Origin of the sequence: Chryseobacterium sp. MHB01 (assembly GCF_034651565.1) — a bacterium.
Taxonomy (GTDB): domain Bacteria; phylum Bacteroidota; class Bacteroidia; order Flavobacteriales; family Weeksellaceae; genus Chryseobacterium; species Chryseobacterium nepalense.
Window position 1 is genome coordinate 52,593 of the sequence record NZ_JAYEDA010000006.1, and the last position, 15,472, is coordinate 68,064.

Sequence of the window (15,472 nt, forward strand, 5' to 3'; positions counted from 1 at the left end):
GCACATGAATTAATTTTGTTCTGCTAAAATTTAATTTATGGAATTAATTGAAAAACTGAACTGGAGATATGCTACCAAAGCAATGAACGGTCAGAAAGTGCCACAGGAAAAAGTGGATAAAATATTGGAAGCGGCAAGACTAGCCCCTACATCAAGCGGTCTGCAGCCTTTCGAAATTATTGTCATTACCAATCAGGAAATTAAGGAACAGATAAAACCTCATGCATGGAACCAGCCGCAAATTACGGATTGCTCACATCTTTTGGTTTTTGCAGCCTGGGATAATTATACCGAAGACAGAATCAACAGGATGTTTGATCTGACAAATGAAATCAGAGGTTTTGAAAACGAAGGGTGGGAAAACTACAGACAGATGCTGTTGGGAATGTATCCGCAAAGACCTGCTGAAGAAAACTTTACGCATGCCGCAAAACAGGCTTATATCGGGTTTGGTGCAGCGATTATCGCAGCGGCTTTTGAAGAAGTAGATTCTACACCAATGGAAGGTTTTGTTCCGGAAGAAGTGGATAAAATTTTAAATCTACAGGAAAAAGGATTAAAAAGCGTTCTCTTACTGCCTTGGGATATAGAGATCCTTCGAACGACTGGCTGGTAAACCTTACCAAAATAAGAAAATCGAAAGAAGATTTCGTTACAGAAATCAACTAATTATTAATTATTTTACTCATAAAAATACCCTTTCAATTGCTGAAAGGGTGTTTTATTTATTATTTGAATTTCTCCGGAATAACACTGTAAAATCTGTGTTAATCAGTGAGAATCTGTGGGAGTTTAAAACTCAGCATTTGGTTTCCAATCCACCACCGCTCTGATAAACGCTTCTGCATTTTCAACAGGGATATTTGGTAAAATTCCGTGGCCTAAATTGGCAATATATCGGTCTTTCCCGAAACGGTTGATCATTTCAGTCACCATTTTTTTGATTGTTTCAGGAGTTGAATGCAATCTTGCAGGATCAAAATTTCCCTGTAGCGTCATTGTGTGATTGGTTAACGTTCTTGCAAATTCAGGTTTAATCGTCCAGTCAACGCCTAACGCGGAAACCGGAGACTGTACCATATCTTCCAGTGCAAACCAGCATCCTTTTCCGAAAACCACAACATGCGTCAGCGGACTTAATGCTTCAACGATCTGGCTGATATATTTCCATGAAAATTCCTGATAATCTGCCGGAGAAAGCATTCCGCCCCAGGAATCGAAAACCTGAACGGCAGACACTCCTTTTTCAACTTTTCTTTTCAGGTAAGCAATAGTAGTGTCTGTAATTTTTTGAAGTAACAAATGGGCTGCTTCCGGCTGTGTAAAACAGAAAGATTTGGCAATATCAAAAGCTTTGCTTCCTTTTCCTTCCACACAGTAGCAAAGGATGGTCCAGGGAGAGCCTGCAAAACCGATCAACGGAATTTCATTATCTAATTTCTGTAAAGTCAGTTCAATAGCATCAAAAACATAGCCTAACGTATCATTCACATCAGGAACGGCAACATTCTGAACCTGTTCCATCGTTCTGATCGGCGTATCAAGCCACGGACCTACTGATTCCTTCATTTTAAAATCGATTCCCATCGCCTGCGGAACCACCAAAATATCCGAAAACAAAATGGCTGCATCCAGCGGAAATCTTCGGATCGGCTGTACGGTGATTTCGGAAGCCAGCTCGGGAGTCTGACATCTTGTGAAGAAATCATATTTGTCGCGAAGGGCAATAAATTCCGGCAAATATCTTCCTGCCTGCCTCATCATCCATACAGGAGGTCTTTCTACGGTTTCTCCGCGAAGCGCTTTTAAATATAGGTCGTTTTTAATCATAATCTATTAAATAAAATTGTCGGTAATGAACAATTGTATATCAGTTTTTGTTTAAAATTTCTTTTCGTATCAGCTTAAAAAGAGATAAAAGAGTATTACCTTCAGCCGTTAAAACGGGTACTGAACTGTGTTTTCTGATTTCACGGGATGTGGTTTCACCAATGGATATCAGCGTTATATTTTCCAGTGAATTCTGCTTTGCAAAACTACGAACTCCGCTCGGACTAAAAAATACGACAGCATGATATTTTTCAGTTATTACCGGATTAATTTCTTCGGTGTTATAAACGACAACTTTTTTATATTTAATATTTTGCAGCGGAAGATCATTGTCTAAAACACTTATGGCCAGGTTTCCGCAGAAGTGGAGAAAACGTTCATGCTGGCATTTTGCGGTAATAAATTTTGAAAGGGTATCTGCATTTTTCAGTACTTTGAAAGTTCCGAAGCCGTATTTCCTTACCGCTTTTTTCGTCTTTTCCCCTACACAGTAAATCTTGTTGTAGTTTTTTGCAGTAAAATCTTCATCGGGTCTAAAGCCATTTCTGAAAAATGAATCCACGCCGTTTACACTGGTAAAAATGATTGAATAATCTTTCAGGTCAAAAGGATGAATTTGTACAGGAGTTGTTTTTATCACCTCAATACAATCAACCGCGATATCATCTCCTAATTCTTTGGATATAATCGTTCGGTCTATATTTTTGGTAAATAAGATTTTCATTTTTTAGCTTTAAGCCTGAAGAATAATGGAATTTTAAATCTGATTTTTAATTTCTGCCATCAGTTCTTTTCCTCCGTTTTCCAAAACAACTTTAGCGAAATTTTTTCCGAAGTTTTCTTCGTTGTTGTACACGAAATTTTCATCGGTTGAAATACAATTTTTACCATCTAAAGAACAAAGTGCCGCTTTAAAACGGATCTGATCTTCAAAAATTTCGGCAAAAGCTCCGATGGGAGCCGTACAGCCACCTTCCAGTGTATTAAGAAAATTTCTTTCCATTTCCACGCAGATTTGGGTGTTTGTATGATTGGTAAACCGTCTTACGATTTCGTTGATTTCTGTTTTGTCTGCATGACCCGCAACTGCAATTACCCCTTGTGAAGGAGCCGGGATTAAAAACGGAAGCATTTCATAATCGATGTCCATTTTCATTCTTTTAATTCCTGCCAACGATAAAATGGTAGCATCAAAATCACCATCTTCCAGTTTCTGGAGTCTGGTCTGGATATTTCCACGGATGTCTGAAAATTCAGCATTAGGAAAATTTTTAAGCCAAAAAGCTCTTCTTCTCAAGCTGCTTGTTGCCAGTTTAAGCTCGTGAAGTTCCTTGTTTTTTGCAGATTCTTTACGGATCAGAACATCCTGAGGGAAATCCCTTTCCAGATAAGATACGATCTCAAGATTTTGAGGAAGATTCGTGGGAACATCTTTTAAAGAATGTACAGCAATGTCGATCTCATCGTTTAATAAGGCAACATCAAGGTCTCTTGTAAAAACGCCGGTAATTCCCAGTGAATAAAGAGGCTGAGTAAGATTTTTGTCGCCGGATGATACAATAGGAACGATTTCCGTTAAATAATTATTGTTCTGAAGATGTCTCGCAACTTCTCTTGCCTGCCAAAGTGCCAATGCGGAATTCCTGGTTCCGATTCTAATGCTTTTCATTGAATTCGTTGTTTGGTTGTTCAACTAATATTTCGTGCATTAATTTACTAATTTCTTCGGCTTTTAACGGATTATCGATGATATATTTTGCAAAACGGTTGGTAATTTTCTGGATCATTTTATCAGAAAGTTCCATATCCGTGATGTTTATGTATTTATTTTTTTTGTAAAAATTATGCATTTCATTGCGTTCCATGTTCTTGAGAACGGCTTTGAAATGATGAATATTGGGAGCCAGCTTTCTCTTTTTTTCCCATTCAAGAAAATCTTTCATCAGTTCCTTGATAATTTTTTCAGCTTTCGGAATCTCCTTTTCCCTCTGCTGAATCGTCTGTTGGATCTGCTTTGAAAGTTCATCAACATCAATCAGGGTTACATTTTTGTTTTCCGTAACGTCCTTATCCACATTATTCGGAATAGACAGATCGATGACCAGTGTTTCTTTTCCGTTTGGGAAATGAGATTTATTGACGATAGGATGTCTTGCGCCGGTTGCTACAATGAGAATGTCTGTTTGCTTCAGCTCCTGATCAAATTCAGTATAATCAATATGAGGAATGTGATATTTCTCTGAAATTTTTTCAGCAGTTTCCTGTGTTCTGTTGGCGATTTTTATTTTAGGCTGATACACGTGCTTTACGAGATTCTCCACCGTATTCTGGCCTATTTCTCCTACTCCCAGAAGAAGAATGTTTTTTTCGGTAAGTCTTTTCTGGTTGTTAAGAATATAATGAACTGCCGCATATGATACGGAAGCCGCACCATTGGAAATTCCGGTTTCGTTTTTAATCCTTTTTGAAATCTGAATGGCCGCATTGATAGCCCTCTCAAGATAAGGATTGGAATTCTGTCTTTCTTTTCTGAATCTGCTGTATGCTTTTTTAATCTGCCCGATAATTTCAAAATCACCGATGATCTGGCTTTCCAGTCCGGCCGCTACTCTGAAAAGATGGGCCAAAGCTTCTTCTTTGGTAAGAATGTTGGCAAACTGGAGAAAATCCATCAGATTAACCCCGATTGTTTTACAATATTCTTCAGCAACCAGCAGGTAATTAGATGTGGTAGTATAAATTTCGGTTCTGTTACAGGTAGAAACAACAAAGGCGTCCCCTAAATTTTCATTATGAATACGGGTGACAAAATTTTTAATATTTTCGTCAAAGAATGCAAATTTGCCTCTTGTTTCTACATCAGCTTTTTCATAGCTAATGGAAAGTACGGCAAAATTAGATGTCTGATGTATGTTGGAATACTGTAACATAAGCGTGGCAAATTTACGTTTTTTTTGATAAAACGCTTTCTTATAATGTATATGATAATTATCGTAAAAAACTATTTTGGGATGATTCTAAATAATCGCAAAAAGCAAAATATTGGTTTCTGAAAATTAATGGCAAATAAGATTTTAGAATTAAAAAATCAAAATAATACGAATCAAATCACATCTGTGTGCAATAAAAAAAATAGTTCAATTCCTGTGATGCCTTATTGGGCCTGTCTTATCTTAAATCTGGTTTAAATTAAAGTCTGTAAATACTTAAAGTAAAAGTTAATAAGTGATTATAAATTTTAATAAAATTTTAACCAAATTATCTGCATGTTAAATTTCTTTAGACGTCTTAAATTTATATCTTTGTAACTCTTTAAAAAATCAGAAGTAAAAGTATGAGTTTATTCGATATGTTTACGCAAGAGATTGCGATAGACCTGGGTACCGCCAACACCCTTATCATCCATAATAATAAAATTGTTATAGATCAGCCTTCGATTGTTGCTATTGAACGTTCAACAGGAAGACCGATTGCTGTCGGTGAACAGGCGAAACATATGCAGGGTAAGACTCATGAAGATATCAAAACAATCCGTCCGCTTAAAGACGGTGTAATTGCCGATTTCCATGCTTCTGAACACATGATTAAAGAATTTATCAAAAAAATTCCAGGAATTAAAGGTAAATTTATCCAGCCGGCTTTGAGAATCGTAATCTGTATTCCTTCAGGGATTACGGAAGTTGAAAAAAGAGCGGTAAGAGACTCGGCACAAAAAGTAAACGCAAAAGAAGTACGTCTGATTTATGAGCCAATGGCAGCTGCAATTGGAGTAGGAATTGATGTTCAGAAACCGGAAGGAAATATGATCATCGATATAGGCGGCGGTACTACGGAAATTGCAGTAGTTGCGCTGGGAGGTATTGTCTGCGACAAATCTGTAAAAATTGCTGGCGACGTATTTACCAATGACATTGCATACTATTTAAGAACTCATCACAACCTTTATATCGGGGAAAGAACTGCGGAAAGAATTAAAATTGAAGTGGGTTCTGCCGTTGAGGACCTTGATGTTGATATCGAAGATATTCCGGTACAGGGTAGAGACCTGATTACAGGAAAACCTAAAGAAATCATGGTTGGCTATAAAGAGATCGCAAGAGCTTTAGACAAATCCATCATCAGAATTGAAGATGCGGTAATGGAAACGCTTTCCCTTACTCCTCCGGAATTGGCTGCTGATATCTATAAAACAGGTATTTATCTTGCTGGTGGTGGCGCTTTATTGAGAGGTTTGGCGGACAGATTGCACAAAAAGACAGGTCTTCCTGTTTTCGTTGCAGAAGATCCGTTGAGAGCTGTAGTTCGCGGAACAGGAATCGCACTTAAGAATATGGATAAATTCAATTTCTTAATAAAATAATTCTAACTTTTTACGACATATATCTGAATGGGATTTTTGCTGAGATTATTTTCGAAGAATGCACTTTTTGTTTTCTTTATATTTCTGCAAATTATTGCTCTGATTCTGATATTCTCTAAAAATGCCATGCAGAAATCCTGGATCGCAGGACAGTCTGCTGCCTTGAATTCCTGGGTTTCGGGATATATTGATGAAGGGGTTTCTTATCTGAAGCTTAAACAGATCAATGAAGACCTTGTTACGCAAAATAAGGCCTTAATGATGGAGCTTTACGGAAAACAGGGCACTAAAAATCCTCAGTTCAGGAAAGTTCATGATACGCTGGGAGGCGGACAGATCTATACATTTGTAGATGGTGAAATCGTTTTCAACAGTATCAACAGAAGAAACAATTATTTTACCATTAACAGAGGAAGAAGAGATGGCGTATTTCCGCAAATGGGAGTTATGGCTCCTAAAGGCATTGCAGGGATTGTGATCAACTCTACAGACAGCTATGCTTTAGTACAGTCGGTGTTGAGTGTAAATAAAATCAGGATCAATGCTGCTCTTAAAAATTCGGGGTATTTCGGAACGCTTACATGGAACGGGGATAATTCCCGAGTAATGCACCTTGCTGATATTCCAAAATACGTAGCCCTGAAAATTGGTGATACTGTAGTAACCGATGGTAAATCAGCAATCTTTCCTAAAGGTGTAATGATCGGTACTGTAGCAGGATATTCCGTTGATAATAAAACAGGGTTTTGGGATATTTCGGTTGAGCTGAGTGAGAAAATGGGAGCACTGAGTAAAGTTTATGTCGTTAAAAACCTTAAAAAAGCGGAAGTACAAAAAATTCAGGATACGATGCAATCTGTAATAAAAAAGGAAGATGATTAGCAGAACTTTATTTACGGACATATTAATCATGATTTTCCTGGTTGCATTACAAATTTTTGTATTGAACAGGATCACCATTTTCGGAAAGTATACGCCGGTGCTTTATCCTGTATTTGTCATGTTTTATCCTTTTTTCAGAAATAAATTTCAATTTTTAGCATTGAGTTTTCTGATTGGACTGTCGGTTGACGCATTCCTCTATTCCTGGGGAATCAATGCCTTTGCAACCACCCTGATTGCTTATTTCAGGACATTGATTTTTAGAACTTCTACAGATACTTCTACAGATTTCTTCTCGTTTCAGTCCCTACAGTGGGCGCAGTTTTTGCTGTTTTTATTTACGAGCATCTTTTTGCATCAGCTTTTAGTACAATATATAGAGTTTTTTAAGCTGAGCAGATTTTTTGAAATATTATTTAATGTATTGGTAACGAGTATAATTTCATTTATATTTATAGTTATCTACGCATTAATATTTAAAATCAAACAAAAAGTTTGAACACACGTTATTTAAAAATTTTTTCCGTTCTTCTGATAATCGCTATGATTTTTATAGCGAGATTGGCTTATTTACAGCTTTTTACCGATAGGTATGCGCTTAATGCCGCCAATACTTCCATTAAAATAGAATATGTCATCCCACAGCGTGGAGTTATTTTTGACAGGAACGGGAAAATTATGGTGGGAAACCAGCCTGCCTATGAGATTTCTTTTACACAGGCTCTCATGAGACCTGATTTTGATACAATTGCCTTCTGTAATCTGATGAAAATTTCTAAAAACGATTTTATCAGAACCATTGATGCCATTAAGAAAGAAAAATATTATTCCAAACTGACGCCGATGACTTTCATGAAAAATCTCAGCAGGGAAGATATTGCGAGGGTTCAGGAGATTATATTTAAATATCCGGCATTTAGTATTGTGTCAAGGCCACAGCGCCAGTATGAGGTTTCAACTTCCGGAAATCTTTTGGGATATACGAGTGAAGTAAACGAAAGAGAGATCAAAAAAGATTCTGCCTATTATCTGCCCGGAGATTTCATCGGTAAAACGGGAATTGAAAAGGCGTATGAAAAAGAATTGCGGGGGATCAAGGGAATGAAGTACATTCAGAAAGATATTAAGCTTCGTAATGTAGGACCTTACAAAAACGGATCTCTTGATAAAGATGTGGTTACCGGGAAAGATATCACCCTTACTATTGATTATGACCTCCAAAGAATTGCAGAGGAAATGATGGTCAACAAGCATGGTGCAATTGTGGCTATTGATCCTAATAACGGCGAAGTTTTGGTGGCCGCAACAGGTCCTGATATTGATCCCAATCTATTTACAGGCCCAAATAAATCAAGGAATCTCTACGCTCTTTCAAAAGATACGATTTACGAAAATAAACCAACCTTTGACAGGTCACTTCAGGCTGCATATCCGCCGGGTTCTACCTTTAAATTGTTAACTGCTCTTGCGGCAATGCAGATGGGCGTAATGGATGAGAAGACGATTTTTCCCTGCGGTGGCGGGTTTTATTATAAAGGAAAAAGAATTAAAGGTCACGGCGGTGCAGATCCTTTAATCCCTTCTATTCAGGTTTCGAGTAACTGTTTCTTTACGTATGCTTTTATTGCGATCATTAAAAAATATCCCGGAAATCCTTCCAGAGGTGTTGATGAGTGGAAAAAAATCATGAGCAGCTTTGGGGTAGGTGAATTTTTAAATAATGATTTTGCAGTAGGAACCAGAGGCAGAATCCCTTCTGGTGATTTCTATGAAAATAGATTTAAAGCCATTATGAAAGCCAGTGGTTCTAAAAGAACAGACTTTAAAAACTGGGACGAGATGTCCACCGGTGCCATCTACAACGGAATGGGACAGGGGGATGTACTGGTAACGCCGCTTCAGCTTGCCAACTATGTTTCTGCTATTGCCAATAAAGGATGGTATTATACTCCTCATATCGTTAAAGCAATTGACGGAAAACCAAATCCTGATCCAAGATTCAAAAAGAAACATCAGACCTTAGTTGATAAAAAGCATTTTGATCCTGTATTAAGAGGTATGGAAGCTGTTGTTTTGAATGGCACGGCACGAGGCTTAAAATCAAGTGATTTTACCCAGCTTGCGAAAACAGGCACTGCGCAGGTGCCTCAGGGAAAGGACAATTCGATTTTTGTATTGATCGCTCCTGCGGATAAACCGAAGATTGTAGTAGCAGCCGTTATGGAACATGCAGGATTCGGAGCAACCTGGGCTGGTCCGGCAGCGACAATTATTGCTGAAAAATATATTACAGGAGACATCAAACGTGAACACCTCTATAAGAAAATGGTGACCTCCAGTTTTATGCCTGAATACAAAAGACAATGGATTGCCGATCTCAAGCGTAAAGGCCTTTACAAGCCAAGTGAGGATTCTATAAAGCAAAAAAGAATTCTGGACAGCTTAAAATTGATAAAGGAACAGAAGGCTAAAATGCAGAAAAAGGCAGAAGAGGAAAAAAAGAATGTAAATAAAACAAAACCGGCTAAGCAATGAAATGGGCAGAAGGAATAGATAAATTAGGTCTCGGTCTGTATTTTCTGCTTTGTGCTTTTGCCATTGCAAATATTTACAGTGTAGATCAGAAATTAGGAGAAAAGCAATTGATTTTCTTTGGTATTTCACTTTTTGTAGGGCTGGTAATTTTCGTGGGAAGAAGTAAGTTCTTTGAAAATATGTCAGGGATTATTTATATTGGTGGCGTCTTGTTACTGATTGGGTTATTTCCTTTCGGTAAAGAGATTCTCGGCCAGAAAAACTGGTACAAGTTCGGTAGTTTTACGATGCAGCCGGTGGAGTTTGCCAAAATCGGGACCGCTTTAATGCTTGCCAATTATGTTTCCGGTCCTGAATTTAATTTAAAGAATAAAAAATCATTTTGGACTACATTAGCTATTATCGGAATTCCTGCAGTGGTGGTTCTGGCTATTCCTGATGTGGGTTCCATGTTGGTTTTTATCGCATTTTTCATTGCATTATACAGGGAAGGACTTAGCGGATTATTATTTGGAGTAGGATTTCTTTTTGCTGCAGTTTTCCTCATTTCCCTGGCTGTTAATCCTATTTGGGTTGCCCTTGCCATTGTTTTGATCGTAGGAGGGTGGATTGCCATGAATTACTACAAAATGTCATGGAATATTATTTCCATTTCGGGAATTGTAGGATCGGTTGTTTTACTTTGCGGATTGGCTTTCGGTTCGCCATATATTTTAGAAAAACTTCCAAAGCACCAGAGAGAAAGAATTGAAGTACTCTATAAAGGTGAAAAAGCGTTCAGAGATACATCGGGATACAATTTGCTGTATTCAAAAACAGCGATCGGATCTGGCGGACTTTGGGGGAAAGGATATCGTGAAGGTTCTGTTACCCAGGGTAAATTCGTTCCCGAACAGGAAACCGATTATATTTTCTGCACCGTTGGCGAAGAATGGGGCTTTGCAGGAAGTGCATTGCTGATCCTTTGCTACATGGTTTACATTGGAAGAATCTATTATCTGGCAGAACAACAGAAATCGGGGTTTAACCGTGTTTTTGGATACTGCTTTGCTTCGATCCTTTTAATGCACTTTACTATTAATTTAGGCATGGTTATGGGCTTGTTTCCGACCGTTGGAATTCCTTTGCCTTATTTCAGTTATGGAGGAAGTTCTCTGCTTGCCTTTTCGATGATGACCTTTATTTTCTTTAAATTAAATTATTCGGATAAGAATAGCTTGGTATAAGCGGTAAGTCTCGGATAGTATCAAAATCTCTGCATCTCAGCAAGAGATAATTTTTCAATTAAATCATAATTATGGAAGAAGTGTACATTTTAGATCAAACTTTCGAAAATGCAGATTTTTCACAAATTCAAAGAGGAGAATATGAACACTGTATCTTTCGGAATTGTAATCTTGAATATGCTGACCTTTCTGGTTTCAGTTTTAATAACTGTGAATTTACAGGCTGTAATCTAAGCATGGCAAAACTCTGTAGAACCGCCTTCCGGGAAGTTATCTTTAAAGAATGTAAGATGTTCGGCCTTCATTTTAACGAATGCAACGAATTTGGAAGGTCGTTTAGGTTTGACGGATGTTATTTAAATAATTCTGTTTTCTACAAGACGAATATTAAAAAAACTTCATTTATAGATTCAAAATTAATTGAGGCTGATTTTACAGAATGTAATCTCTCACTTGCAATATTTAATAACTGTGATCTGTCCGGCGCTGTATTTGACAATACAAATCTCGAAAAAGCTGATTTCAGAACATCATTTAATTATTCCATTGATCCTTCCCAAAATAAGCTTAAAAAGGCAAGATTTTCACTTTCTCAAGTTCATGGACTATTGCTTCAATTCAATATAGAAATTGATAAAAACGCATAGTTATTTATATAAGTTTTTATCAGATTGATTTAAAGAAAAGTGATTCTCTTCTTTGAAAGTGTGGATTTGCAAAGCAAAAAAAATCAGCAATAAAAAAACCATCAAAAATTTTGATGGTTTCATTATTTAAATCAATTATTTAAAATTAAAAATTTGTTCCGTTTGATGCGGGAGTTGTTGCTGCAAGATTGTTGATTGCTTCTCCGTTCTCATTGATGATTCTTTTTCCGAATCTGTACTTCGGACCCCAGTAAGAGTCGTTCAGTGAAGAAACCATTACTCCTTTTGAGGTGGCAGCGTGAATGAATTTCACTTCACCATCTTCCGATACACTTTCTACAATACCTACGTGAGAAATTCTTCTTCCGTGAGAAAAGAAAATCAGGTCTCCTTTCTGAAGATTTTCTTTTTCTACTTTTTCTCCCTCCTGAGACTGGGAAGCTGCTACTCTTGGTAAGCTAAGCCCTGCTGCTGCCCCGAAAACGGAAAGAACAAAAGCTGAGCAGTCTATCCCGTTTCTGGTCATCCCTCCGTATCGGTAAGGAGTTCCCAGGTAAGTCTGTGCTTCTGTTAAAATATTGTCGATGGTTTTATTGTGCATGATTGCTTTTGCAATCTCAGAATTTTTAATGGAATTTTTAGCATTTGCTAAAGAAGCTGCCTTTTCTGCAAGAAATGAATTAATCAGTTGTTGCTTGTCCTGCTCCATTTTGTGAGTGTCAATAGAAGCTAGTTTGGCATCTGTTTTGTATTCTTTAGCGTAAGTTGCTGGTTTTGATACTACATAATTTGTAACACATGATTGTAACGATACTGTAGAAACTAAAGCAACTAAATAAAACAAAACTCTTTTCTTCATATATATTTGATTACCGTGTTAAAGGAATAAGTATTTTTCAAAAGCAATACAAAAATATGTATTCCCTACAAAAGGGCTTTGATATGAATATTATCATGTTCTTTTTTTAACACATTTTAACATATTATTTAAGTATGTTAAAGAAAAATAAACCGCAACGGCCTATTTTGGGTATGTTAGCGGTTTTTTTTATTAAGATTCTTTAACAAAATAAAAACATATATGCTTCAGAATCTGTGGTATCTGATGAATAACTCTAATTTTAAGAATTTGATAAATAATATTTTTTAGAAATATTTTAAATGATTATTCTACTGAAATCCAGATTGTTGTTAATATTGAATTGGAATACATTCTTAAAGTGTGATAAAAAAACTCTCCGGTATTTACCGGAGAGTTTAACTAATATGGAACTTTACAGATGTTACTTTGTAAATAACATTTCTCTATATTTTGTCATTGGCCAAAGCTCATCATCCACCATCATTTCAAGAGCATCTGATGCTTCTCTGATATCGTCGAATAGTGGCTTCACTTTATTGCAGTAATCTTCCGCCTGCTTTTGGCTTTCAGTAACTGCTTTAGCTTCTTCTCTTGCCTTGATAAGATCTTCAACACCTAATTTTATTTTAGATACATTCTCAGAAATACTTGTGATTAAGCTCATCTGTTCTTTTGCCAGAGATTTGAACTCATTATCTCCAAAGATTTCTTTAAGACCTTTTACGTTTTCAATCAGTCTGTTCTGATAATTTAAAGCAGAAGGAATAATATGGTTTCTTGCGATGTCACTTAATACTCTTGCTTCAATATCAATAACCGTTGAATATTTTTCTAATTTGATTTCGTTTCTTGCTTCAACTTCTCTGTGAGTAAAAATTCCCAACTCTTCATAAAGCGATAAAAACTTCTCATCCATTTCCTGTTTAAGAGCTTCAGGAGTGGTTTTTAAATTATTTAATCCTCTCTTTTCAGCTTCTTTTGCCCAGTCGTCAGAATATCCGTCACCTTCAAACATGATGTTTTTACACTGCTTGATGTACTCTCTCAATACGTTGAAGATAGCTTCGTCTTTCTTAAGGCCTTTTTCAATTAATGCATCCACTTCTTTTTTGAAATCACGAAGCTGTTTTGCTGCGATGGTATTCATTACCGTCATAGATTCTGCGCAGTTTGCAGAAGATCCAACCGCTCTGATTTCGAATTTATTTCCTGTAAATGCAAAAGGAGAAGTTCTGTTTCTGTCGGTGTTATCCAACAAAATTTCAGGAATTTTTCCAACAACATTCAGTTTTAAATCTGTTTTTTCGTCTGGGGAAAGTTTTCCTTCTTTTACTTTTTCAAGCTCTTCCAGTACTCTGAAAAGCTGGCTTCCGATAAATACGGAGATAATTGCCGGCGGAGCTTCGTTGGCACCTAATCTGTGATCGTTGCTTGCTGAAGCTATACTTGCTCTTAAAAGGTCTGCATATTCATGAACCGCTTTGATAGTATTCACGAAGAATGTTAAGAACTGTAGGTTTTTCTTAGGATTTTTTCCAGGGCTTAATAAGTTTTCACCGGTATCGGTTGCTAAAGACCAGTTATTGTGTTTTCCGCTTCCATTTACACCTGCGAATGGCTTTTCGTGGAATAAAATATGGAAATGGTGTCTGTGGGCAACTCTTGCCATTACATCCATCAATAAAGAATTGTGGTCAACGGCAACGTTTACCTCTTCGAACATTGGTGCAAGCTCGAACTGGTTTGGTGCTACTTCATTATGTCTTGTCGTTACAGGAATTCCCAGTTTCATGCACTCCACTTCTAATTCCATCATGAAGTTCATTACTCTCGTAGGGATAGAACCGAAATAATGATCGTCCAATTGCTGTCCTTTTGCGGGAGAATGTCCTAATAAAGTTTTCCCGGTTAATACAAGATCCGGACGGGATTGGTATAATGCTGAATCTACCAGGAAATATTCCTGTTCCCAACCTAAAGTAGGCGTTACTTTGGTAACATTTTTGTCAAAATACTGCATTACATTGGTTGCAGCTTCATCCACAGCGTTAAGTGCTCTTAAAAGAGGCGCTTTATAATCTAAGGTCTCTCCGGTATAAGAGATGAAAATGGAAGGAATACATAAAGTTGTTCCCATGATGAATGCCGGAGATGTAGGATCCCATGCTGTGTATCCTCTCGCTTCAAAAGTGTTTCTGATACCACCGTTCGGGAAAGAAGATGCATCCGGCTCCTGCTGGATCAATAAATTTCCGCTGAATCTTTCGATAGCTCTTCCGCCTTCAATCGGGGTGAAGAAAGAATCGTGTTTTTCAGCAGTGCTTCCTGTTAATGGCTGGAACCAGTGCGTGTAATGGGTTACGCCTTTGCTCATGGCCCAGTCTTTCATTGCTACAGCTACCTGGTCTGCAATGTGTCTCTGGATTTTAGTTCCTTTTTTTACTGCATCCATAATTGAATTGAATGCTTCTTTTGTTAAATATTCTCTCATTGTCTCTTCTGAGAAAACATTTTGGCAAAACAATTCGGATAGTTTTACAGGAACTTCTACAGAATTATCTCTTCTAAAGTCCTTAAATGGTAAAGTTTCTAACGCTTTGAATCTTAAAGTTGACATATTAGGTTTGATTTTTACGATGCAAATTTACGAAAAAAATGAATAAAAAATATTTTGACCCTAAAAAATTAAGGGGTAATTGTAAAATTAATGAAAATTTAAATGGGGATGTAAGTTTTAAGAGGGGTTTTGTTAAAGTAGAGTTATAAATAAAAGACCTAGTCTGTTTGTGAACTGCTGGCAACAACTCTATTATTAGATAAGTACAATTTATAAATTTATACCATAAGCATTACTAAAAGTTTCATTTATTTTATTAATTATGATTAAATCGGAGGCTGAGGGACTCGAAGCCTCCGGTTTTTCTTAGCCCCGATTGCCGCGGCATCCTTTTTTGTCTGCGTAGGGCTTAAAAATCGGAGGACAAAAAAGATACAGCAGAAAGCGGGAAAAAGCTCCTGATTAACTTCTGAGATTTTAGAATGATAAGGTTTGAGTGTTTCGAATACTTTTCGGTTTAAATTGCAAATAGATAGCATTCTTTTATATTATGTTAAGCCATTTATTAAAAGA

The 15,472-nt window shown here is 37.0% G+C and carries 12 protein-coding genes and 1 pseudogene; 7 read left to right on the forward strand and 6 right to left on the reverse strand.

The annotated features are described in order from the left end of the window. Window positions 1-37: 37 nt before the first annotated feature. Window positions 38-669: pseudogene (locus tag U9K52_RS11220) on the forward strand (nitroreductase family protein). Window positions 670-792: 123 nt separating this feature from the next. Here U9K52_RS11220 and hemE read toward each other — a convergent pair. From hemE to hemA, 4 genes are read right to left on the reverse strand one after another with little or no spacing between them, the layout of a single operon-like run. Continuing rightward, window positions 793-1,830, reverse strand: a complete 1,038-nt coding sequence (gene hemE / locus U9K52_RS11225; protein ID WP_263601795.1) for a uroporphyrinogen decarboxylase — start codon at window positions 1,828-1,830, stop codon at window positions 793-795. Between the two features lie 40 nt (window positions 1,831-1,870). Beyond that, window positions 1,871-2,554, reverse strand: a complete 684-nt coding sequence (locus tag U9K52_RS11230) for a uroporphyrinogen-III synthase (RefSeq protein WP_322926545.1) — start codon at window positions 2,552-2,554, stop codon at window positions 1,871-1,873. 33 nt (window positions 2,555-2,587) lie between these two features. Beyond that, window positions 2,588-3,499: a hydroxymethylbilane synthase gene (gene hemC, locus U9K52_RS11235; protein ID WP_248389562.1), complete on the reverse strand. Its 912-nt coding sequence runs from the start codon at window positions 3,497-3,499 to the stop codon at window positions 2,588-2,590. After that, a complete protein-coding gene (gene hemA, locus U9K52_RS11240; protein WP_248389564.1) occupies window positions 3,486-4,760 on the reverse strand; it encodes a glutamyl-tRNA reductase in 1,275 nt (424 codons plus the stop codon). The genes hemC and hemA overlap by 14 nt, the downstream gene beginning before the upstream one ends. Before the next feature lie 404 nt (window positions 4,761-5,164). On the opposite strand from hemA, the gene U9K52_RS11245 reads away from it, so the two are divergent. The 6 genes from U9K52_RS11245 (at window position 5,165) to U9K52_RS11270 (ending at window position 11,480) form a co-directional block, all read left to right on the forward strand. Continuing rightward, complete coding sequence (locus tag U9K52_RS11245) at window positions 5,165-6,190, forward strand: rod shape-determining protein (RefSeq protein ID WP_027381028.1); 1,026 nt, start codon at window positions 5,165-5,167, stop codon at window positions 6,188-6,190. A gap of 27 nt (window positions 6,191-6,217) precedes the next feature. Continuing rightward, complete coding sequence (gene mreC, locus U9K52_RS11250) at window positions 6,218-7,072, forward strand: rod shape-determining protein MreC (RefSeq protein ID WP_322926551.1); 855 nt, start codon at window positions 6,218-6,220, stop codon at window positions 7,070-7,072. Next, the gene (locus U9K52_RS11255; RefSeq protein WP_090000063.1) at window positions 7,065-7,571 is read left to right on the forward strand and encodes a rod shape-determining protein MreD; all 507 of its coding nucleotides are present in this window, start codon (window positions 7,065-7,067) and stop codon (window positions 7,569-7,571) included. The genes mreC and U9K52_RS11255 overlap by 8 nt, the downstream gene beginning before the upstream one ends. 44 nt (window positions 7,572-7,615) lie before the next feature. Next, window positions 7,616-9,607, forward strand: a complete 1,992-nt coding sequence (locus U9K52_RS11260; RefSeq protein ID WP_322926555.1) for a penicillin-binding transpeptidase domain-containing protein — start codon at window positions 7,616-7,618, stop codon at window positions 9,605-9,607. After that, window positions 9,604-10,833 carry a rod shape-determining protein RodA gene (rodA, locus tag U9K52_RS11265; protein WP_248389570.1) on the forward strand — a complete coding sequence of 410 codons (1,230 nt, stop codon included), beginning with the start codon at window positions 9,604-9,606 and terminating at the stop codon, window positions 10,831-10,833. The genes U9K52_RS11260 and rodA overlap by 4 nt, the downstream gene beginning before the upstream one ends. Window positions 10,834-10,904: 71 nt before the next feature. Beyond that, on the forward strand, window positions 10,905-11,480 hold the full coding sequence (locus U9K52_RS11270; protein ID WP_322926557.1) for a pentapeptide repeat-containing protein: 576 nt from the start codon (window positions 10,905-10,907) through the stop codon (window positions 11,478-11,480). 145 nt (window positions 11,481-11,625) lie between these two features. Here U9K52_RS11270 and U9K52_RS11275 read toward each other — a convergent pair whose 3' ends face one another. Beyond that, window positions 11,626-12,339: a C40 family peptidase gene (locus U9K52_RS11275; RefSeq protein WP_248389576.1), complete on the reverse strand. Its 714-nt coding sequence runs from the start codon at window positions 12,337-12,339 to the stop codon at window positions 11,626-11,628. Window positions 12,340-12,763: 424 nt separating this feature from the next. Then, on the reverse strand, window positions 12,764-14,959 hold the full coding sequence (locus tag U9K52_RS11280) for a glutamine synthetase III (protein WP_263601792.1): 2,196 nt from the start codon (window positions 14,957-14,959) through the stop codon (window positions 12,764-12,766). Window positions 14,960-15,472: the final 513 nt, after the last annotated feature.